The organism is Pseudomonas sp. LBUM1670 (assembly GCF_059695695.1).
This window is the reverse complement of sequence record NZ_CP166783.1, coordinates 2,665,514-2,684,975: the sequence shown is the minus strand read 5'-3', so window position 1 is coordinate 2,684,975 and position 19,462 is coordinate 2,665,514. Positions and strand designations below refer to the sequence as shown.

Genomic DNA, 19,462 nt, shown 5'->3' with positions numbered 1-19,462 from the left:
CGGGCTTGCTCGCGAAGAGGCCGGTAGCAACACTCGAGATCTCAAGGCTCCAACCCGATCCCCCGCAAAATCACACTCGTCACCGTCTGCACCGCCCGCTCGAACTGCATGTCCGACAGCGGCTGATGATCATTCAAAATATTCACCTGATGATCAAAGTCAGCGTAATGCTGGGTCGAGGCCCAGATCATGTACAGCAGGCTTGAAGGCTCCACCGGCAGGATGCGTTTGTCGTCCACCCACTGGCGAATTTTTGCTTCTTTCATCTTGGCCCAGTCGTACAGGCTGGCGTCCAGTGCCACGCCCAACGTCGGCGCGCCGTGGATGATTTCGTTGGCCCAGACTTTGGAGCCGTAAGGCCGGCTGCGGGAGTGGTTCATCTTCGCACGGATGTAGCTGCTGAGTACCACGCGCGGGTCATCGAACATCTCGAAACACAGCGCGTCCTGCTTCCACACCTCCAGCAAATCGAACAGCACGGCGCTGTACAACTCGGTCTTGGTGCTGAAGTAGTAATGCAGATTGGAACGCGGCAGTTGCACTTCAGCAGCGATATCGGCCATGGCCGTACCGCCGAAGCCTTTTTCGGCAAAGACCTTTTCCGCCCCGAGCAGGATTTTTTCGACGTTACTGCGGCGAATCTCGATCTTGTGATTGCCCATGAGGGCTCCCTGACAACAGCGTTGCTCAAGACTAGCATTCGCTCTACCTCGCGGCGACAGGGGAAAACGAAACTTCGTACACCCGTCCGCTCTCGCTCGCAGCTAAACTGTGCCACTTCTTCGAACCTGCCTCTGAGGTACCTACGATGCTTTTCAAGAAAACCCTGTCCACCGCCGCCCTGCTCGGCTCGCTGCTCGCCGCTTCGTCGGTCTTTGCCCACGCCCACCTGAAAAGCCAGACCCCGGCTGCCAACAGCACCGTGAGTGCGCCGTCTGAACTGCGTCTGGAGTTTTCCGAAGGTGTCGAAGCGACGTTCACCAAAGTCACGATCAGCAAGGACGGCGCCGACGTACCGGTGAAAAGCCTGGCCACCGAAGGCAGCGATAAAAAGACCTTGATCGTCACCCCGGCAGCGCCGTTGACGTCGGGTGCCTACAAAGTTGAATGGCATGCGGTGTCGGTCGATACCCACAAAAGCGAAGGCGCTTACAGCTTCAAGGTTGGCCAGTAATTCATGACGAGCACGATGGTGCTGTGCCGCTTCCTGCATTTCACCGTGGTGCTGATGCTGTTCGGGGCCTGGGTATTCAGGCCATTACTGTTGGGCCGTGAGACGTTGCTGGATCCACCCCTGGCGCGAGTCAGCCGTTGGCTCGCGGCAGTGGCATTGGTCAGCGGCATCAGCTGGTTGCTGCTGATCACCGCCAGCATGGCCGGGGACTGGGCGGCGGCATTCGATCCGCCGACCCTGGGGTTGGTGCTGGGCAATACGTTTTTTGGTCAGGTCTGGACCTGGCATCTGTTGCTCAATGGTTTGCTGTTGATTGTGCTGCTGACGCGGCTCCGCACCCACCTGCCTTTGCGCCTGATCCTCGGCGGCCTGTTGCTCGCCACGCTGGCACCGGTCGGCCACGGGGCGATGCTTGATGGTCTCAGTGGCCAATTGCTGATCCTCAATCAGATCGTTCACCTGATTTGTGTCGGTGCCTGGTTGGGTGGGCTGATGTTGCTGGTGATGATTCTGCGGCAACCGGCTGGCCATGCCGTTCGCGAAATACTGCAACGCTTCAGCGGCGTGGGTTACGCATTGGTTGGCGGATTGGTCATCACCGGGCTGATCAATGTGCGGGTACTGACCGGGCAATTCTGGCCCACACCGCTACTGTCCGGTTTCGCACTGATTCTGCTGATCAAGGTTGTGCTGGTCGCCGTCATGCTGGGGCTGGCGCTGTTCAATCGGTTGCGGATCAGGGATTGCGAAGAGCGTCTCGCAACGCTCAAGACCAGTGTGATCCTGGAATGGTTGCTTGGGATTGGCGCAGTGGCGGCGGTCTCCCTCCTGGGCACTATGCCTCCCATGATTTCGAGCTGACAACACGATCCCCTGTGGGAGCGGGCTTGCTCGCGAAAGCGGTGGATCAGGCAGCAAAGATGTCGAATGTGACGGCCTCTTCGCGAGCAAGCCCGCTCCCACCGGGTTATGCGCCTCCTACAAGTCATCGTATAACTTCTAATTGACAATCCCTGAAACCCTCGCAAATAATCGCCTCCAATGTTGTACGACGACGTATAACGACAATAAGAACAAGAAACAACGGGAGCGTCACAGTGAGCAAGCACGTCCGTAATTCCTTCGCCTGCACCCCTCGCCCAACCTTCGCACGCCGTCATACCCTGAGCCTGATCGGTTGCAGCAGCCTGGCCATACTCGCTATGCCCATGACCAGCAACGCCGAAGGTTTCGTCGATGACGCCAAGGCCACGTTGAACCTGCGTAACGCCTACTTCAATCGAAACTACACCAACCCGGCTTACCCTCAGGGCAAGGCTGAAGAATGGACGCAGAGCTTCATCCTCGACGCCAAATCCGGCTTCACCTCGGGCCCGGTCGGTTTCGGCATGGATGTGCTCGGTCTGTACTCGCAGAAGCTTGACGGCGGCAAAGGCACGGGCGGCACCCAGTTGCTGCCGATCCACGACGACGGCCGCCCGGCGGACAATTTCGGCCGGATGGGCGTGGCGCTGAAAGGCAAAATCTCGAAAACCGAATTGAAGGTCGGAGAATGGATGCCGGTGCTGCCGATTCTGCGCTCCGACGACGGTCGCTCGTTGCCGCAAACCTTTCGCGGCGGCCAGGTGACGTCCAACGAGATCAGCGGCCTGACGCTCTACGGCGGCCAGTTCCGTCAGAACAGCCCGCGTAACGATGCGAGCATGGAAGACATGTTCATGAACGGCAAATCGGCAGCCTTTACCTCGGACCGTTTCAACTTCGGCGGCGGTGAATATGCGTTCAACGAGAAGCGCACCCAGGTCGGCGTCTGGTACGCAGAACTCAGCGACATCTATCAACAGCAGTATTTCAACCTGAGCCACAGTCAGCCCATTGGCGACTGGACCCTCGGCGCCAACCTCGGTTACTTCATCGGCAAGGAAGACGGCAGTGCCCTGGCCGGCGACCTCGACAACAAAACCGCGTTCGCCATGCTCTCGGCCAAATACGGTGGCAGCACGTTCTATGTCGGCCTGCAAAAACTCAGCGGCGACGATGTCTGGATGCGCGTCAACGGCACCAGCGGCGGCACTCTGGCCAACGACAGCTACAACTCCAGCTACGACAATGCCAAGGAGAAATCCTGGCAGCTGCGTCATGACTACAACTTCGTGGCACTCGGCATTCCCGGCCTGACGATGATGAACCGCTACATCAGCGGCGATAACGTGCACACGGGCGTCATTACCGACGGCAAGGAATGGGGGCGCGAATCGGAACTGGCCTACACCGTACAGAGCGGCCCGCTGAAAAACCTCAACGTCAAATGGCGCAACGCGAGCATCCGCAAGGACTTCAGTACCAACGAATTCGATGAGAACCGGATTTTCGTCAGCTATCCGATTTCGTTGCTGTAAGGCTAGGCACCTTCCCTGTGGGAGCGAGCCTGCTCGCGATGGGCTCAAGGACGACGCGCTTATTCAGGAAGCACGCGTTATCGTTTACGACCATCGCGAGCAGGCTCGCTCCCACAGGGGGCCTGCGTTTACCCAGAGAGAGAGACAACCCTCCGTCAATTTCCACAAAAGTCGCGTTGACAAGACCCGGAGACCCTAACGATACTTCGGCACAGTCGTACGACAACCTACAACGAATCCAACAACAATAATTTTGCGTCCAGGAACAGCCATGACCACCACGCCCAATGCCCCTTTCAATCGCCTGCTGCTGACCGGTGCTGCCGGTGGCCTCGGTAAAGTCCTGCGCGAAAGCCTGCGGCCTTACGCCAACGTGATTCGCCTGTCGGACATCGCCGACATCGCACCCGCCATCGATGACCGCGAAGAAGTCGTGACCTGCGACCTCGCGGACAAGCAAGCCGTGCATCAACTGGTTGAAGGCGTGGACGCGATCCTGCACTTCGGCGGCGTCTCGACGGAGCATGCGTTCGAAGACATCCTCGGCGCCAACATCTGCGGCGTGTTTCACATCTACGAAGCCGCGCGCCGCCATGGCGTGAAGCGGGTCATTTTCGCCAGTTCCAACCACGTCATCGGTTTCTACAAACAGGATGAAGTGATCGACGCCCGCTCCCCTCGCCGCCCGGACAGCTACTACGGCTTGTCCAAGTCTTACGGCGAAGACATGGCCAGTTTCTACTTCGATCGCTATGGCATCGAGACCGTCAGCATCCGCATCGGCTCCTCGTTCCCGGAACCGCAAAACCGTCGGATGATGAGCACCTGGCTGAGCTTCGGCGACCTGACCCGATTGATCGAACGCGCGTTGTACGCGCCGAACGTCGGCCACACCGTGGTCTACGGCGCCTCCGACAACAAGAAGGTCTGGTGGGATAACCGCTACGCTACCGCCTTGGGTTACGCACCACAGGACACCTCTGAAGTGTTCCGCGAAAAAGTCGAAGCCCAACCGATGCCGGCCGCGGATGACCCGGCGATGGTTTACCAGGGCGGCGCCTTTGTCGCGTCAGGCCCGTTCGGCGACTGAACCACTGTGTTTCACTTGATCCCCACAACAAAAACCCAAGGGAATGAGTCGCCATGCAAGCCGAATTGATTGTCGATGCCCGTAACGCGGTCGGTGAAAGCCCGATCTGGGTTCCCGAGGAAAACGCCCTGTACTGGGTCGATATTCCCACCGGGCGCCTGCAACGCTGGAGTGCCGAAAGCGGGCATGTCGAGGCCTGGACCGCGCCGGAAATGCTTGCCTGCATCGTGCGCAATCCTGACGGCAGTTGGGTCGCAGGAATGGAAAGCGGATTCTTTCGCCTGCATACGCACAGCGACGGCAGCCTTGACAGTGAATTGCTGGCGCACGTCGACCACGCCCGCACGGACATGCGCCTGAACGATGGTCGTTGTGACCGTCAGGGGCGCTTCTGGGCCGGCAGCATGGTACTGAATATGGGCGCCAATGCGGCCGACGGCGCGCTGTATCGCTACAGTGCCGGACAACGCGGGCCACTCGATGCGCAACTGGGCGGATTCATCGTGCCCAACGGCCTTGGTTTCAGCCCGGATGGCCAGACGATGTACCTGTCGGACTCGCATCCCCTGGTCCAGCAAATCTGGGCTTTCGATTACGACACCGACAGCGGCACGCCGTCCAACCGGCGGCTGTTCGTCGACATGCATCAATTCCCCGGCCGCCCCGACGGCGCCGCTGTAGATGCTGACGGCTGTTACTGGACCTGCGCCAACGACGCCGGGCTGATTCACCGTTTCACCCCCGATGGCCGCCTCGATCGCTCCCTCGCCGTACCCGTGAAAAAACCGACCATGTGCGCCTTCGGTGGCAGTCGACTGGACACGCTGTTCGTGACCTCGATCCGCCCCGGTGACGACCAGGATTCACAGTCTCTGGCCGGAGGCGTGTTCGCCGTTGACCCCGGAGTGAAAGGCTTGCCGGAACCTTACTTCACATGACGCCAACACTGCTCGAACTCAAAGACGTGTTCACCCACCTCACCCTCGCCCCCGAAACCGGCGGCAGCATCGTCAACTGGACCGTGCGCAGCTCGGGTCAACCGCTACTGCGCCACAGTGATACGCACGCGCTGAACACCGGCCTGCCGGGCAAGCTCGGTTGCTTTCCCCTGGCGCCATGGTCGAACCGCATTTCCGACGGTGGTTTCGATCGCCCGGATGGTTGCCTGGCACTCGAGCCCAACAGCCTCACCGATCCGCTGCCGATTCACGGCAGCGCCTGGCAGCAACCGTGGCAGGTGGTTTCGCAGACGCATGATGAAGTCGTCCTGCAACTCGACAGCACCACGCCGTTCGCGTATCGCGCCCGGCAACGTTTTCATCTGAGCGAGGGCAAACTGAGCATCGAGTTGCACGTCACGCACCTGGCCGAGCGTGCGGCGTGGCATGGCCTTGGGTTACATCCTTATTTGCCGCGCACCGCTGGCACGCGGTTGCAGGCAAAGGCTGAACAAGTCTGGTTGTGCGATGCGTCCAGGCTGCCTACACGCCTGGGTTCATTGCCTGCCGATTGGAATTTCCAACAACTCAAGACATTGCCCGACACACTGGTCGATAACGGTTTCTGCCAATGGGATGGCCACTGCCTGATCCAGCAATCCGACCTCGGTTATGAACTGGAATGCCAGGCCAGTGGCAGCGATTACTACCTGCTCTATTGCCCGGTTGACCTGGCATTTTTCTGCATCGAACCTGTGAGCCATCCGGTCAATGCGCACCACTTGCCCGGCCGTCCGGGGCTGGTCTTGCTGGAGCAGGATCAGTCCGCTGAACTGGCGTTCAGTCTGCAGTATCGCCCGTTGTAGGCCTCAGGCCCGAACCAGCATATACACCGCGACGATCACGCAGACGCTGGCGAATCCTACCTGCAACGCCCGGGCCGGTACGCGCGCGCAAAGCTGTCGGCCAATGATCATGCCGACCACACTGGCGATGATGAACGCCACGCCTAAACCATCGATCCGCACCCCGGCATGGAACGCACCGATCACGCCGATGGCGGAAATCAGGCTGATCACCATCAGGGACGTCGCCACAATCCCGCGCATCTGCACATCGGTCAGTTGCTTGAACGCCGGGACGATCAGAAACCCGCCGCCAACCCCCAGCAACCCGGAAACAACACCAGTCACCGCGCCGAGTGCCGCCAGGGTCGCGGTGCATTTTGCGGTCCAGGAAAAGCGTCCGGTCTGGTGATCGAGCATACAGTTTTTCTGGCCCCAGTTGGCGTGGCCGTGGTCGCTCGGGCCTTCTTCCTGGCGCTCGCGGCGCAGCATCCGCCAGGCCACCATGACCATCAGCAGGCTGAACAGAATCATCAGAATCTTTTCCGGCAACTGATGGGCAAAGTAGATGCCGACTGGCGAAAAAATCGCCCCCAGCAAAGCAATCAACAGCGCTGCGCGGTAACGCACCAGACCATGGCGCAACCCGTCAATCGCCCCGACCGCCGCCGCGCTTCCCACTGCAAACAAGGCGACGGGCGCCGCCTGAGTCATGGTCAACCCCAACCCCAGCACCAGGGCCGGGACAGCAAGAATGCCGCCACCGGCACCGGTCAATCCGAGGACCAGGCCCATGACCAGGCCAAAAAAACTTGCCAGCAACATAAAACACTCATGATCCGCAAAAAAGGCCGGGAACGCCCGGTATCGATGACTGACAGGATAGAGCCCGCGCAGCTTTTTACATCAATTGAATTGTTGGGGGGCTGGTCAGCGCAGGGAAAATGACACTACCCTCAATGCCTGTCCCAAAAGAAACGGCCACCATGCCTGCCTTGATTGAAGCCTTCCTCGACCCTGCCTCGTCGACCTACAGTTACGTGATCTACGAAGCCGATGGCGGCCAGTGTGCGATCGTCGACCCGGTGCTCGATTACGACCCGGCCGCCGGGCGCACCGCCACCACCCAGGCCGACAGGATCGTTGCCTTCGTTCGCGAACACCGCTTGCAGGTGCAATGGCTGCTGGAAACCCACGCCCATGCCGATCACCTGTCCGCCGCGCCTTATCTGCGTCGGGAACTGGGCGGCAGGATTGCGATTGGCCAGTCGATCAGCAAGGTTCAGGGGGTGTTCAAAAGCCTGTTCAACCTTGAGCCGGAATTTGCGGTGGACGGTTCGCAGTTCGATCATCTGTTCGCCCCTGATGAATCGTTCATGATCGGTAACCTCAAGGCCACGGCCCTGCATGTACCCGGTCATACCCCGGCGGACATGGCCTATTTGATCGGCGCAAATCTGATTCTGGTGGGCGACACACTGTTCATGCCCGACGTTGGCACCGCGCGCTGCGACTTCCCCGGCGGTAACGCCAACCAGATGTTTGCTTCTATCCAGAAACTGCTGGCCTTCCCCGCCAGCGTGAGTCTCTATGTCTGCCACGATTACCCGCCCGAAGACCGCGAATCCCGGTGCATGGCAACGGTGGGCGAACAGCGCAAAAACAACATCCACGTTCGCGATGGAATTGATGAGGCCGCGTTCGTTGCGATGCGCACTCAGCGTGATACGGGGTTGGGCATGCCGACACTGCTGCTGCCGGCGATTCAGGTGAACGTGCGGGCGGGGAATTTGCCACCGGCCGAGGATAACGGCGTCACGTACCTGAAGATTCCGATCAACAAGCTCTGAAAAATCAAAAGATCGCAGGCTTCGCCAGCTCCTACATTGAACGCGTGCACCCTGTAGGAGCTGGCGAAGCCTGCGATCTTTTGATCTTCAATTGCCCAAGGTCAACCCATTCGCCGGCAACGGCAGCGCAGTTTTATAACGCACCTGCTTCAGCGCAAAACTCGAGCGGATGTTGGCCACGCCGGGCACTTTGGTGAGGAAGTCCATCATGAAGCGCTCCAGCGACTGAATGGTCGGCACCAGCACCCGGATCAGATAGTCCGGATCGCCCGCCATCAAATAGCACTCCATCACTTCCGGACGATCCGAGATCGCTTCCTCGAAATGCTGCAACGCCTCCTCCACCTGTTTTTCCAGGCTGACGTGAATGAACACATTCACATGCAGCCCCAGCAGATCGGCATCCAGCAACGTCACTTGCTCGCGAATCAGCCCCAATTCTTCCATCGCCTTGACCCGGTTGAAGCACGGCGTCGGGGACAGGTTCACCGAGCGCGCGAGGTCGGCATTGGTGATGCGCGCGTTCTCCTGAAGGCTGTTGAGAATGCCGATGTCGGTACGGTCCAGTTTGCGCATGAGACAAAACCACCTGCTTTTTATGTTTATGCAGATTTTTTATCCTCAAATGATCTCAAGCGCAACGAAACAGAGAGAAATATTCTTCTTGGCCGGGCCTATGATTGTTGTAGGACAAGATTTCTTCCACAGAGGAATGACGGTCAGCTCACTACAAGAAATTCACAAGATCGAGCGTAGAAGCCATGAACCAAGCGTACGAACCGCTGCGCCTGCACGTTCCCGAACCTTCGGGCCGCCCAGGCTGCAAAACCGACTTCTCCTACCTGCGTCTGACCGACGCCGGCACGGTGCGCAAACCCGCCATTGACGTAGAACCTGCCGACACGGCCGACCTGGCCAAAGGCCTGATTCGCGTGCTCGACGATGAGGGCAATGCCCTCGGCCCGTGGGCCGAAGGCGTCCCGGTCGAGATCCTGCGTAAAGGCATGCGCGCCATGCTCAAGACGCGGATCTTCGACAACCGCATGGTCGTCGCCCAGCGGCAGAAAAAAATGTCGTTCTACATGCAAAGCCTTGGCGAAGAAGCCATCGGCAGCGCCCAGGCTCTGGCCCTGAACATCGACGACATGTGCTTCCCGACGTATCGCCAGCAAAGCATCCTGATGGCGCGCGAAGTGCCGCTGGTCGACCTGATCTGCCAACTGTTGTCCAACGAGCGCGATCCGCTCAAGGGCCGTCAGTTGCCGATCATGTACTCGGTAAAAGAGTCCGGCTTCTTCACCATTTCCGGCAACCTCGCCACCCAATTCGTACAAGGCGTGGGCTGGGGCATGGCGTCGGCGATCAAGGGCGACACCAAAATCGCCTCGGCCTGGATCGGCGACGGCGCCACCGCTGAATCCGACTTCCATACCGCCCTCACCTTCGCCCACGTTTACCGTGCGCCAGTGATTCTCAACGTGGTTAACAACCAATGGGCAATCTCCACGTTCCAGGCGATTGCCGGTGGTGAAGCGACCACTTTTGCCGGTCGTGGCGTCGGTTGCGGCATTGCCTCCCTGCGGGTTGATGGCAACGATTTCATCGCGGTCTACGCCGCCTCTGCCTGGGCCGCCGAACGCGCCCGCCGCAACCTCGGCCCGACCATGCTCGAATGGGTCACCTACCGCGCCGGTCCACACTCCACCTCTGACGACCCGTCCAAATACCGTCCTGCCGACGACTGGAGCTACTTCCCGTTGGGCGATCCGATTGCGCGCCTGAAGCAGCATCTGGTGAAAATCGGTCAGTGGTCCGAAGAGGAACACGTCGCTGTCAGCGCCGAACTGGAAGCCGAAGTCATCGCCGCGCAGAAAGAAGCCGAGCAGTACGGCACCCTCGCCGGCGGCCAGATTCCGAGCGCCGCGACCATGTTCGAAGACGTCTATAAAGAGATGCCGGAGCACTTGAAGCGCCAGCGTCAAGAGCTGGGGATCTGACATGAACGATCACAACAACAATATCCAGCCGGAAACCGCCATGACCACGACCACCATGACCATGATCCAGGCCCTGCGCTCGGCCATGGATGTGATGCTTGAGCGTGACGACAACGTCGTGGTGTTCGGCCAGGACGTCGGCTACTTCGGTGGCGTGTTCCGTTGCACCGAAGGCCTGCAGAACAAGTACGGCACCTCCCGCGTATTCGACGCGCCGATCTCCGAAAGCGGCATCGTCGGTGTTGCCGTGGGCATGGGCGCTTACGGTTTGCGCCCGGTGGCCGAGATTCAGTTCGCCGATTACGTATACCCGGCGTCGGACCAGATCATTTCCGAAGCCGCCCGCCTGCGTTATCGCTCGGCCGGCGAGTTCACCGCACCGATGACGCTGCGCATGCCTTGCGGCGGCGGCATCTACGGTGGTCAGACGCACAGCCAGAGTATCGAGGCGATGTTCACTCAGGTCTGCGGCTTGCGCACGGTGATGCCGTCCAACCCGTACGACGCCAAAGGCTTGCTGATCGCCTCCATCGAAAACGATGACCCGGTGATCTTCCTCGAACCCAAACGCCTGTACAACGGCCCGTTCGATGGTCACCACGAACGTCCGGTCACGCCGTGGTCGAAACACCCCGCCGCGCAAGTCCCGGACGGTTATTACACCGTGCCACTCGACGTCGCTGCCATCACCCGTCCAGGCAAGGACGTGACCATCCTGACCTACGGCACCACCGTCTATGTGTCGCAAGTCGCCGCTGAAGAAACCGGTATCGACGCTGAAGTCATCGACCTGCGCAGCCTGTGGCCGCTGGACCTGGAAACCATCGTCAAGTCGGTGAAGAAAACCGGCCGCTGCGTAATCGTTCATGAAGCGACCCGTACCTGCGGTTTCGGTGCGGAACTGGCTGCACTGGTGCAAGAGCACTGCTTCCACTACCTGGAAGCGCCGATCGAACGCGTCACCGGTTGGGACACCCCTTACCCGCACGCGCAAGAGTGGGCGTATTTCCCTGGCCCGACCCGAGTGGGCGCGGCTTTGCATCGGGTTATGGAGGTCTGAATGGGCACGCACGTTATTAAAATGCCGGACATTGGCGAAGGCATTGCAGAAGTTGAGTTGTCGGTGTGGCACGTTAAGGTCGGCGACATGGTCGTCGAAGATCAGGTGCTGGCCGATGTGATGACCGACAAGGCGATGGTCGACATCCCTTCGCCGGTGCACGGCAAGGTGATCGCGCTGGGCGGTGTGCCTGGCGAAGTCATGGCGGTGGGCAGCATCCTGATCAGCATTGAAGTCGAGGGCGCGGGCAACGTTAAAGAGTCGGCTCAGCCTGTGGTTGCCGCCGTGAAAGAAGCACCGGCGCCGAAAGTCGAAGCCGTTGTGGAAAGCAAACCGGTCGCGGCTGCAGCGCCGAGAGCGGCCGTTTGCCAAGGCCCGATGGTGGCTCGCGAGGCCGATGAGCGTCCGTTGGCCTCCCCGGCCGTACGCAAACATGCGTTGGACCTCGGGATTCAATTGCGTCTGGTGCGTGGCTCCGGCCCAGCCGGTCGCGTGCTGCACGAAGACCTCGACGCCTATCTGGCGCAAGGTCAGACGAATGCATCGACCGCCACCGCTGCGTACGCACAGCGTAACGACGAAGAACAAATCCCGGTGATCGGCATGCGCCGCAAGATTGCCCAGCGCATGCAGGACGCCACTCAACGCGCTGCGCACTTCAGTTATGTCGAGGAAATCGACGTCACTGCCGTGGAAGAACTGCGCGCACACCTGAACGAAAAACACGGCGCGACTCGCGGCAAACTGACTTTGCTGCCGTTCCTGGTCCGCGCGCTGGTCGTCGCCCTGCGCGATTTCCCGCAGATCAACGCCCGTTATGACGACGAAGCCCAAGTCATCACCCGCCTTGGCGCCGTGCATGTGGGCATCGCCACCCAGGCCGACATCGGATTGATGGTGCCGGTAGTGCGTCACGCTGAAGCTCGCAGTTTGTGGGACAACGCTCAGGAAATCTCCCGTCTGGCCACCGCCGCGCGCAATGGCAAGGCTGCTCGCGATGAACTGTCCGGCTCGAGCATCACCCTGACCAGCCTTGGCGCCCTGGGCGGTATCGTCAGCACGCCGGTGTTGAACCTGCCGGAAGTGGCCATCGTCGGCGTCAACAAAATCGTCGAGCGCCCGATGGTCGTCAAAGGCCAGATCGTGATCCGCAAGATGATGAACCTCTCCAGCTCCTTCGATCACCGCGTGGTCGATGGCATGGACGCGGCGCAATTCATCCAGGCCGTGCGTGGCCTGCTCGAACAACCCGCCACCCTGTTTGTGGAGTAAGACATGCAGACTTTGAACACCACGCTGCTGATTATCGGCGGCGGCCCTGGCGGTTATGTGACGGCGATTCGTGCCGGTCAGCTGGGCATCTCGACCATTCTGGTGGAAGGTGAATCGCTGGGCGGAACGTGTCTGAACATCGGCTGCATTCCGTCGAAGGCGTTGATCCACGTTGCCGAGCAATTCCACCAGACGCAACACCACAGCAAAAACTCTGCGTTAGGCATCAACGTTTCCACGCCTGTTTTGGATATCAACAAAAGCGTTGAATGGAAGGACGGGATCGTTGATCGCTTGACCACCGGCGTCTCCGCGCTGATGAAGAAACACAAGATTCAGGTCATTCAAGGCTGGGCCAAGGTCATCGACGGCAAGACTGTTGAAGTCGGCGACACGCGGATTCAGTGCGAACACCTGGTGCTGGCCACCGGTTCGAAAAGCGTGAACCTGCCGATGCTACCGATTGGCGGGCCGATCATCTCCTCCACCGAAGCCCTCGCGCCGACGTCCGTGCCGAAACGGCTGGTCGTGGTCGGTGGCGGTTACATCGGTCTGGAGCTGGGGATTGCCTATCGCAAGCTCGGTGCCGACGTCAGCGTGGTCGAGGCGCAGGATCGTATCCTGCCAGCCTACGACGCCGAACTGACCCAGCCTGTTCACGATGAATTGAAAAAACTCGGCGTGAAACTTTACTTGAAGCATAGCGTTCAAGGCTTTGATTCCAATAGAAATACCTTGCAGGTTTTCGATCCGAGCGGCGATACCCTGAACCTGGAAACCGATCAGGTGCTGGTGGCGGTCGGACGTAAACCGAACACTCAAGGCTGGAACCTCGAAGCGTTGAAACTGGACATGAACGGCTCGGCGATCAAGATCGACAACCGTTGCCAGACCAGCATGCGCAACGTCTACGCCATCGGCGACCTGAGCGGCGAACCGATGCTTGCGCACCGGGCCATGGCTCAGGGCGAAATGGTGGCCGAGTTGATCAGCGGTAAAACCCGCGAGTTCAATCCGACCGCTATCGCCGCTGTGTGCTTCACCGATCCGGAACTGGTGGTGGTCGGCAAGACCCCGGACGACGTCAAGGCGGCGGGTCTGGACTGCATCGTTTCGAGCTTCCCGTTCGCGGCCAATGGCCGGGCGATGACGCTGGAATCGAAAAGCGGCTTCGTGCGGGTCGTCGCTCGTCGGGACAATCATGTGATTGTCGGTTGGCAGGCGGTCGGTGTGGGTGTTTCGGAATTGTCGACCGCGTTTGGCCAGAGTCTGGAAATGGGCGCGCGGCTGGAAGACATCGCTGGCACCATCCATGCGCATCCGACGTTGGGTGAAGCGGTGCAGGAAGCGGCGTTGCGGGCTCTCGGCCACGCCCTACACCTATAAACCGAACCTGTAGGAGCGAGGCTTGCCCGCGAACAAGGCACCACGGTGTATCTGAAACACCGCGTCATCGTTCTTCGCGGGCAAGCCTCGCTCCTACAAGGGATCGCAATCTGGGCTGCGAAACAGGCCCGGAATGAAGTATTGTTGTCCCCATCCAAAAAACGTCAGAAGCCTTGAACCGTTTCGGCGGTTGTTCAGTGATAGAGGGTGTCATGGGTAACGAAAGCATCAATTGGGACAAGCTGGGTTTTGATTACATCAAGACAGACAAGCGCTATCTCTCGCACTATCGTAATGGCGAGTGGGACACAGGCACCCTGACCGAAGACAACGTGCTGCACATCAGCGAAGGCTCGACTGCCCTTCACTATGGCCAGCAATGCTTCGAAGGCATGAAGGCCTATCGTTGCAAGGACGGCTCGATCAACCTGTTCCGCCCGGACCAGAACGCCCTGCGCATGCAGCGCAGCTGTGCACGCCTGCTGATGCCGTTCGTGGAAACCGAGCAGTTCATCGAAGCCTGCAAAGAAGTGGTCCGTGCCAACGAGCGTTTCATCCCGCCTTACGGCACCGGCGGCGCGCTGTACCTGCGTCCGTTCGTGATCGGCGTGGGTGACAACATCGGCGTGCGTACCGCACCAGAATTCATCTTCTCGATTTTCTGCATCCCGGTCGGCGCCTACTTCAAGGGCGGCCTGACCCCGCACAACTTCCTGATCTCCAGCTACGACCGTGCCGCCCCACAAGGCACCGGCGCGGCCAAGGTCGGTGGCAACTACGCCGCCAGCCTGATGCCAGGTTCCCAGGCCAAGAAAGCGCATTTTGCCGACTGCATCTACCTGGACCCGATGACCCACACCAAAATCGAGGAAGTCGGTTCGGCCAACTTCTTCGGGATCACTCACGACAACAAGTTCGTGACCCCGAACTCGCCATCGGTACTGCCCGGCATCACCCGTCTGTCGTTGATCGAACTGGCCAAGACGCGTCTGGGCCTGGAAGTGGTTGAAGGCGATGTGTTCATCGACAAGCTGTCCGACTTCAAGGAAGCCGGCGCTTGCGGTACGGCTGCCGTGATCACCCCGATCGGCGGTATCAGCTACAACGACCACCTGCATGTGTTCCACAGCGAAACAGAAGTCGGCCCGGTCACCCAGAAGCTCTATAAAGAGCTGACGGGTGTACAGACTGGCGACATCGAAGCGCCAGCAGGTTGGATCGTCAAGGTTTGACCTGACAACCGCTGCATCGAAGCCCTCCATTGCCTTGGCGATGGGGGGCTTTTTTATGAGTCTTGACCGCGTTCGGCGTCTGCCAAAACGATGCGTTTGCCACCCCTGCCCTTGATCCCGCTGGCCTGACCGTCCTGTTGCTTGCCGGTCCGAGCCTGAGTGATCAACCCCGGAATCAGCGCGCCTTCAGGCAGATTCTTCCAGAATCGCGCCGGCAAATGCCCCTGCATGACTTTCGGGTTCAGCCGCGCCGGATTGAAGATGTGGCTGTAGTAGGTCAACCACATGTCGCCGTGCGGATCATCGATGTTCTGCGCCAGTTGCTGCCATTCAACCGGGCACTGGCGATGGTGAATCAACTGCTCGCCATCATAGTAAACCCCGTCCCGGGGCGTAGCGATCAACCAGCGATGTCGGCCCATCCGGCCGATGAAGTGTTCACTGGCGCTGTGCAGGATGTCGTGGGCCGGTTCATGCCAGGCAACGTAGTGCGGCCCCTGGTTTTCCGGCAGAGCGACAAACCGCACGAATGCATGTAAATGGTGAGATTCACGCTGTATCTGTTTGATTCTTCTTTGTAATTCACTGCCAAGCTGGTCACCCGCCATCATGGCGGTGCGATCTCCATGGCTGACGCGCCACAGCACTTCGTACAACAAACTCCAGCGCTGATCGCCGCGATAACGGGCAGCGCGCTCAAGGGTGTCGAGCAACATCCGCGGGATTCGCGTCTGAAATGGCCCCTGCGTCTCAGGCAGCGACTCGTCGCTGGCAAACAGATCGGCCACGCCTTCACAGGCCCAACTCACCCGACTGGGGTCAACCTCATGACTCAGCAGCCAACGTGCCTGCTGGCGCCAGGTGTCAAACAGGTCGTCGCAATCCAGAGTGATCATCCCCACAACCCCATTTGCTGAGGTTGCGGCCGGTCGCGCAGTTGCTGATACAGCAGATGGCTGGTGACCTCGGCTTGCTGCGGGTGGTAGTCACTGGTGATGAAAAACGGTTTGGCCTTGGCCAGTACGCAGCGCATTCGGGCCAGGTCTTCATAGCGAATGCGTCGTTGTTGGCGCAGCTTCACCAGCCTTTCGGTGGTGCGCAGGCCGATACCGGGAATGCGGGCGATCAACGACGCCTCGGCGCGATTGAGATCCAGCGGGAAAACGTCACGATTTTCCAGCGCCCAGGCCAGTTTCGGGTCGATGTCCAACGCCAGATGCCCCGGGCCTTTGAACAATTCACCCGCAGTAAAACCGTAACTGCGTAACAGGAAATCCGCTTGATACAAGCGGTGTTCGCGCATCAGCGGCGGCGCGGCCAGCGGCACAATTTTGGGGCTGTTCGGGATCGGGCTGAACGCCGAGTAGTAGACCCGGCGCAGGCGGAAGGTGCCGTATAGCGCCTGAGCGCTGTGGAGAATGGTGCTGTCGTCGGTGTCATCGGCACCGACAATCATCTGCGTGCTCTGCCCGGCCGGAGCGAATTTCGGTGCACGCGGTTCGTTGAGGACGGTTTGCTCGCCGGTGTAGATGGTGTGCATCGCTTGCCTGATCGAGCCGAGCTGTTTTTCCGGGGCGAGGGTTTGCAGGCTGGCGTCGGTGGGCAATTCGATGTTGACGCTCAACCGATCGGCATAGCGCCCCGCCTCCTCGATCAGCGCCGGATCGGCTTCGGGAATGGTCTTGAGGTGAATGTAACCGCGAAACTCATGGTCTTCGCGCAGCAGTTTCGCGACGCGGATCAACTGCTCCATGGTGTAGTCGGCCGAGCGGATGATCCCGGAACTGAGAAACAGCCCGCTGACGCAATTGCGCCGATAGAAATCCAGGGTCAGCGTCACCACTTCTTCCGGCGTGAACCGTGCGCGAGGCACGTCGCTGGAGCGGCGATTGACGCAATACTGGCAGTCATACAGACAGAAATTGGTCAGCAGGACCTTCAGCAACGACACACAGCGCCCGTCCGGCGTGTAGCTGTGGCAGATGCCCATGCCATCGGTCGAGCCCAACCCGCTCTTGCCTTCGGAGCTGCGCTTGGGTGCGCCACTGCTGGCGCAGGACGCGTCGTACTTGGCGGCGTCGGCGAGAATGCTTAGCTTGTCGATGAGTTCCACGGGCGGGGCCTTATACTGTTTGCATATACAGTATAGTTTCGATCCCTCATGTACAAGCTACCGGCAAACCCTTGGTCGGAGAAGAAAGCAGAATCAAAAGATCGCAGGCTGCGCCAGCTCCTACGCCGATCGCGGTTCTCCTGTAGGAGCTGCCGAAGGCTGCGATCTTTTGATCTGTTCATCTGAATCAGGAAGTATCAAATCAAATCGCGCGCCCATCTCCCTGCGCCCCAACGCCGTCACCGCCAAGGCCCGACTGTCCAGGTCCTGCGTCACCCACTTGCGCTTGATCGCCGTTTGCAACAACGCCGCCCCCAACGAACCGCCCAGGTGCGGCCGGCGCATGCTCCAGTCCAGGCAGGGACAGGCGAACCGCCGTCGCAGGGTGTTCAGGTCGTTGACCTCAATGCCCAGTCCTGCAAACAACGTTTCGCCGCTGTCGCTCAACCGATAGGCTTGCTCATCGGTCTCCAGCAACCAGCCTTTTTCCAGCAGCCGGTCATGCAGCAACACGGCCAGCGTGCCGGCCATATGGTCATAACACGTGCGGGCGAATTGCAGGCGGTCCGGAGTGCGCGGGTTGAAGGTCGGCACGGTGTTCTGGCCGATCACCATCAATGCTTCCAGTGCCTGGGCCACGCGTTTGTCCGCGAGGCTGTAATAGCGATGGCGCCCCTGAACGTGCAACCTCACCAGCGCCAGTTCCTTGAGCTTGGCCAGGTGCGCACTGGCGGTGGAGGCGCTGACCTCGGCAATCGCCGCCAGCTCGGTGCTGGTGCGGGCGTGGCCGTCCATCAATGAGCAGAGGATTTTGGTCCGGGCCGGCTCCGCAATGGCGGCGGCCACTTGAGAAACGCCGATGTCGTGTTGTTCTACGTTCATATTTCGCTCCCGGACGAATCAAGGGCCTTTCGGACTGGAGATAGTAGCAACACTTTTTCAACCACGAACAAGGCTGCGACCCATGGACCCGATCATCGCTGCGACTCATGCCGATCCTTATCCTTATTACGCGCAGTTGCGCGCTCAAGGCGGGCTGGTTTTTCACCAAGGACTGAAACTGTGGGTGGCCAGTAGCGCCAAGGCTGTCGCTACGGTGCTGGCACATGCTGACTGTCACGTGCGGCCGACTCTTGAGCCTGTGCCCAAGGCGATTGCCAGCGGCATGGCGGGCAAGGTCTTCGGTCAGTTGATGCGGATGAATGAGGGCGAACGGCAGCGCTGCCCGAGGTCGGCCATCCAACCAGGACTGGCGATGATCGACAGGGATGAGATCAATACGCTGGTCAGCGCGCGATTGATCAGTCCAGACGCCGATGGGCTGCACAAGGCGATGTTCCGTGGCCCGGTTTGCGTGGTGGCGGCGCTGCTGGGGTTCACGCCTGCCCAGGGCCGGGTCGTCAGTGAGCTGACCGCGGATTTCGTCGCGTGCCTGTCGCCCCTCAGCGATCAGGCGCAACTGAACGCGGCCCATGCGGCGGCGGAACAGTTGAGCGGCTATTTCATCGAGTTGCTGGATGACCCGGACAATCAAAGCGCCCTGCTCGCCGGTATTCGCCAGCGGTTTGCGGCAACATCCTCCAACAGCGATGCAATGATCGCCAATCTCATCGGTCTGTTCTCCCAGACCTATGAAGCCACCGCCGGGCTGATCGGTAACGCGTTGCTGGCGTTGATTCGAAATCCGCAGTGGCTGAACGATTCGATCAACATTGACGATCTGGTGGCCGAAACCCAGCGCTTCGACCCATCGGTGCAGAACACCCGCCGCTTTGTCGCCGCAGCTTGTGAAATCGAAGGCGTAAAGCTAAATGCCGGCGATGTGATTCTGGTGCTGCTGGCTTCGGCCAATCGTGATCCGCAGTTCAATGACCAGCCTGACGCGTTCATGTTCGAACGTCCGGAGCGTCGCAGTTTCACCTTTGGTGCCGGGCGTCATCAATGCCCGGGGCAGGTGCTGGCCATGAGCATCGCCAGCGCCACGTTGGCGCGGATTCTGGCGTTGAAACCCGCACTGGACCGATTGACCTGGCGCTACTGCCCTTCCCTGAACGGCCGGATTCCGCTGTTCTCGTGAAGGGGGCACAAACCCAACTGGACAAGTGG

General features: G+C 59.9%; 19 protein-coding genes. 13 read left to right on the top strand and 6 right to left on the bottom strand.

Going from position 1 to position 19,462, the window contains the following annotated elements; all coding sequences use genetic code 11:
* Nucleotides 1-41 precede the first annotated feature (41 nt).
* Nucleotides 42-662: a TetR/AcrR family transcriptional regulator gene (locus ACA073_RS12190; RefSeq protein WP_084320882.1), complete on the bottom strand. Its 621-nt coding sequence runs from the start codon at nucleotides 660-662 to the stop codon at nucleotides 42-44.
* 146 nt (nucleotides 663-808) lie between these two features.
* Between ACA073_RS12190 and copC the strand changes: the two genes are divergently transcribed.
* The 6 genes from copC (at nucleotide 809) to ACA073_RS12160 (ending at nucleotide 6,467) form a co-directional block, all read left to right on the top strand.
* Nucleotides 809-1,174: a copper homeostasis periplasmic binding protein CopC gene (gene copC, locus ACA073_RS12185; RefSeq protein WP_497403713.1), complete on the top strand. Its 366-nt coding sequence runs from the start codon at nucleotides 809-811 to the stop codon at nucleotides 1,172-1,174.
* Between the two features lie 3 nt (nucleotides 1,175-1,177).
* Complete coding sequence (gene copD / locus ACA073_RS12180) at nucleotides 1,178-2,035, top strand: copper homeostasis membrane protein CopD (RefSeq protein WP_497403711.1); 858 nt, start codon at nucleotides 1,178-1,180, stop codon at nucleotides 2,033-2,035.
* Between the two features lie 236 nt (nucleotides 2,036-2,271).
* Nucleotides 2,272-3,573 carry an OprD family porin gene (locus ACA073_RS12175; protein WP_497403709.1) on the top strand — a complete coding sequence of 434 codons (1,302 nt, stop codon included), beginning with the start codon at nucleotides 2,272-2,274 and terminating at the stop codon, nucleotides 3,571-3,573.
* Nucleotides 3,574-3,844: 271 nt separating this feature from the next.
* The gene (locus ACA073_RS12170) at nucleotides 3,845-4,663 is read left to right on the top strand and encodes an NAD-dependent epimerase/dehydratase family protein (RefSeq protein WP_497403708.1); all 819 of its coding nucleotides are present in this window, start codon (nucleotides 3,845-3,847) and stop codon (nucleotides 4,661-4,663) included.
* 53 nt (nucleotides 4,664-4,716) lie between these two features.
* On the top strand, nucleotides 4,717-5,601 hold the full coding sequence (locus ACA073_RS12165; RefSeq protein ID WP_497403707.1) for an SMP-30/gluconolactonase/LRE family protein: 885 nt from the start codon (nucleotides 4,717-4,719) through the stop codon (nucleotides 5,599-5,601).
* Nucleotides 5,598-6,467: an aldose 1-epimerase gene (locus ACA073_RS12160; RefSeq protein ID WP_497403705.1), complete on the top strand. Its 870-nt coding sequence runs from the start codon at nucleotides 5,598-5,600 to the stop codon at nucleotides 6,465-6,467. Before ACA073_RS12165 ends, ACA073_RS12160 begins: the two co-directional genes overlap by 4 nt.
* Before the next feature lie 3 nt (nucleotides 6,468-6,470).
* On the opposite strand, the gene ACA073_RS12155 is transcribed toward ACA073_RS12160, so the two are convergent.
* Complete coding sequence (locus ACA073_RS12155; RefSeq protein ID WP_497403703.1) at nucleotides 6,471-7,271, bottom strand: sulfite exporter TauE/SafE family protein; 801 nt, start codon at nucleotides 7,269-7,271, stop codon at nucleotides 6,471-6,473.
* 161 nt (nucleotides 7,272-7,432) lie between these two features.
* On the opposite strand from ACA073_RS12155, the gene ACA073_RS12150 reads away from it, so the two are divergent.
* Nucleotides 7,433-8,296: an MBL fold metallo-hydrolase gene (locus tag ACA073_RS12150; RefSeq protein WP_497403701.1), complete on the top strand. Its 864-nt coding sequence runs from the start codon at nucleotides 7,433-7,435 to the stop codon at nucleotides 8,294-8,296.
* An 87-nt stretch (nucleotides 8,297-8,383) separates the two neighbouring features.
* On the opposite strand, the gene bkdR is transcribed toward ACA073_RS12150, so the two are convergent.
* The gene (gene bkdR, locus ACA073_RS12145) at nucleotides 8,384-8,872 is read right to left on the bottom strand and encodes a Bkd operon transcriptional regulator BkdR (protein WP_007915088.1); all 489 of its coding nucleotides are present in this window, start codon (nucleotides 8,870-8,872) and stop codon (nucleotides 8,384-8,386) included.
* A 185-nt stretch (nucleotides 8,873-9,057) separates the two neighbouring features.
* Here bkdR and ACA073_RS12140 point away from each other — a divergent pair, with 185 nt between their 5' ends.
* From ACA073_RS12140 to ACA073_RS12120, 5 genes are all read left to right on the top strand, one after another.
* Nucleotides 9,058-10,293 (top strand): 3-methyl-2-oxobutanoate dehydrogenase (2-methylpropanoyl-transferring) subunit alpha, encoded by a 1,236-nt coding sequence (locus ACA073_RS12140; protein ID WP_497403699.1) that lies wholly within the window; start codon nucleotides 9,058-9,060, stop codon nucleotides 10,291-10,293.
* Nucleotide 10,294: 1 nt separating this feature from the next.
* Nucleotides 10,295-11,353 carry an alpha-ketoacid dehydrogenase subunit beta gene (locus tag ACA073_RS12135; RefSeq protein ID WP_461950221.1) on the top strand — a complete coding sequence of 353 codons (1,059 nt, stop codon included), beginning with the start codon at nucleotides 10,295-10,297 and terminating at the stop codon, nucleotides 11,351-11,353.
* Nucleotides 11,354-12,625 carry a dihydrolipoamide acetyltransferase family protein gene (locus ACA073_RS12130; protein WP_497403697.1) on the top strand — a complete coding sequence of 424 codons (1,272 nt, stop codon included), beginning with the start codon at nucleotides 11,354-11,356 and terminating at the stop codon, nucleotides 12,623-12,625.
* A 3-nt stretch (nucleotides 12,626-12,628) separates the two neighbouring features.
* Nucleotides 12,629-14,011, top strand: coding sequence for a dihydrolipoyl dehydrogenase (gene lpdA / locus ACA073_RS12125; RefSeq protein WP_497403696.1), 1,383 nt, complete (start codon nucleotides 12,629-12,631; stop codon nucleotides 14,009-14,011).
* A gap of 212 nt (nucleotides 14,012-14,223) precedes the next feature.
* The gene (locus ACA073_RS12120) at nucleotides 14,224-15,243 is read left to right on the top strand and encodes a branched-chain amino acid aminotransferase (RefSeq protein WP_497403694.1); all 1,020 of its coding nucleotides are present in this window, start codon (nucleotides 14,224-14,226) and stop codon (nucleotides 15,241-15,243) included.
* Nucleotides 15,244-15,296: 53 nt separating this feature from the next.
* Here the strand turns inward: ACA073_RS12120 and ACA073_RS12115 are convergent, their stop codons facing one another.
* The 3 genes from ACA073_RS12115 to ACA073_RS12105 all read right to left on the bottom strand — a co-directional run bounded on the left by ACA073_RS12115 (nucleotide 15,297) and on the right by ACA073_RS12105 (nucleotide 18,238).
* Complete coding sequence (locus ACA073_RS12115; protein WP_497403692.1) at nucleotides 15,297-16,139, bottom strand: TIGR03915 family putative DNA repair protein; 843 nt, start codon at nucleotides 16,137-16,139, stop codon at nucleotides 15,297-15,299.
* The gene (locus tag ACA073_RS12110) at nucleotides 16,136-17,356 is read right to left on the bottom strand and encodes a putative DNA modification/repair radical SAM protein (protein WP_497403690.1); all 1,221 of its coding nucleotides are present in this window, start codon (nucleotides 17,354-17,356) and stop codon (nucleotides 16,136-16,138) included. The genes ACA073_RS12115 and ACA073_RS12110 overlap by 4 nt, the downstream gene beginning before the upstream one ends.
* A 120-nt stretch (nucleotides 17,357-17,476) precedes the next feature.
* The gene (locus ACA073_RS12105; RefSeq protein WP_497403688.1) at nucleotides 17,477-18,238 is read right to left on the bottom strand and encodes an ArsR/SmtB family transcription factor; all 762 of its coding nucleotides are present in this window, start codon (nucleotides 18,236-18,238) and stop codon (nucleotides 17,477-17,479) included.
* An 82-nt stretch (nucleotides 18,239-18,320) separates the two neighbouring features.
* Here ACA073_RS12105 and ACA073_RS12100 point away from each other — a divergent pair, with 82 nt between their 5' ends.
* A complete protein-coding gene (locus ACA073_RS12100; RefSeq protein ID WP_497403686.1) occupies nucleotides 18,321-19,433 on the top strand; it encodes a cytochrome P450 in 1,113 nt (370 codons plus the stop codon).
* Nucleotides 19,434-19,462: the final 29 nt, after the last annotated feature.

Bases quoted from the DNA above. Each gene is read 5' to 3' on its own strand.
- ACA073_RS12190 (WP_084320882.1), bottom strand. From the start codon at position 662: ATGGGCAATCACAAGATCGAGATTCGCCGCAGTAACGTCGAAAAAATC.
- copC (WP_497403713.1), top strand. From the start codon at position 809: ATGCTTTTCAAGAAAACCCTGTCCACCGCCGCCCTGCTCGGCTCGCTG.
- copD (WP_497403711.1), top strand. From the start codon at position 1,178: ATGACGAGCACGATGGTGCTGTGCCGCTTCCTGCATTTCACCGTGGTG.
- ACA073_RS12170 (WP_497403708.1), top strand. From the start codon at position 3,845: ATGACCACCACGCCCAATGCCCCTTTCAATCGCCTGCTGCTGACCGGT.
- ACA073_RS12165 (WP_497403707.1), top strand. From the start codon at position 4,717: ATGCAAGCCGAATTGATTGTCGATGCCCGTAACGCGGTCGGTGAAAGC.
- ACA073_RS12160 (WP_497403705.1), top strand. From the start codon at position 5,598: ATGACGCCAACACTGCTCGAACTCAAAGACGTGTTCACCCACCTCACC.
- ACA073_RS12155 (WP_497403703.1), bottom strand. From the start codon at position 7,271: ATGTTGCTGGCAAGTTTTTTTGGCCTGGTCATGGGCCTGGTCCTCGGA.
- ACA073_RS12150 (WP_497403701.1), top strand. From the start codon at position 7,433: ATGCCTGCCTTGATTGAAGCCTTCCTCGACCCTGCCTCGTCGACCTAC.
- bkdR (WP_007915088.1), bottom strand. From the start codon at position 8,872: ATGCGCAAACTGGACCGTACCGACATCGGCATTCTCAACAGCCTTCAG.
- ACA073_RS12140 (WP_497403699.1), top strand. From the start codon at position 9,058: ATGAACCAAGCGTACGAACCGCTGCGCCTGCACGTTCCCGAACCTTCG.
- ACA073_RS12135 (WP_461950221.1), top strand. From the start codon at position 10,295: ATGAACGATCACAACAACAATATCCAGCCGGAAACCGCCATGACCACG.
- ACA073_RS12130 (WP_497403697.1), top strand. From the start codon at position 11,354: ATGGGCACGCACGTTATTAAAATGCCGGACATTGGCGAAGGCATTGCA.
- lpdA (WP_497403696.1), top strand. From the start codon at position 12,629: ATGCAGACTTTGAACACCACGCTGCTGATTATCGGCGGCGGCCCTGGC.
- ACA073_RS12120 (WP_497403694.1), top strand. From the start codon at position 14,224: ATGGGTAACGAAAGCATCAATTGGGACAAGCTGGGTTTTGATTACATC.
- ACA073_RS12115 (WP_497403692.1), bottom strand. From the start codon at position 16,139: ATGATCACTCTGGATTGCGACGACCTGTTTGACACCTGGCGCCAGCAG.
- ACA073_RS12105 (WP_497403688.1), bottom strand. From the start codon at position 18,238: ATGAACGTAGAACAACACGACATCGGCGTTTCTCAAGTGGCCGCCGCC.
- ACA073_RS12100 (WP_497403686.1), top strand. From the start codon at position 18,321: ATGGACCCGATCATCGCTGCGACTCATGCCGATCCTTATCCTTATTAC.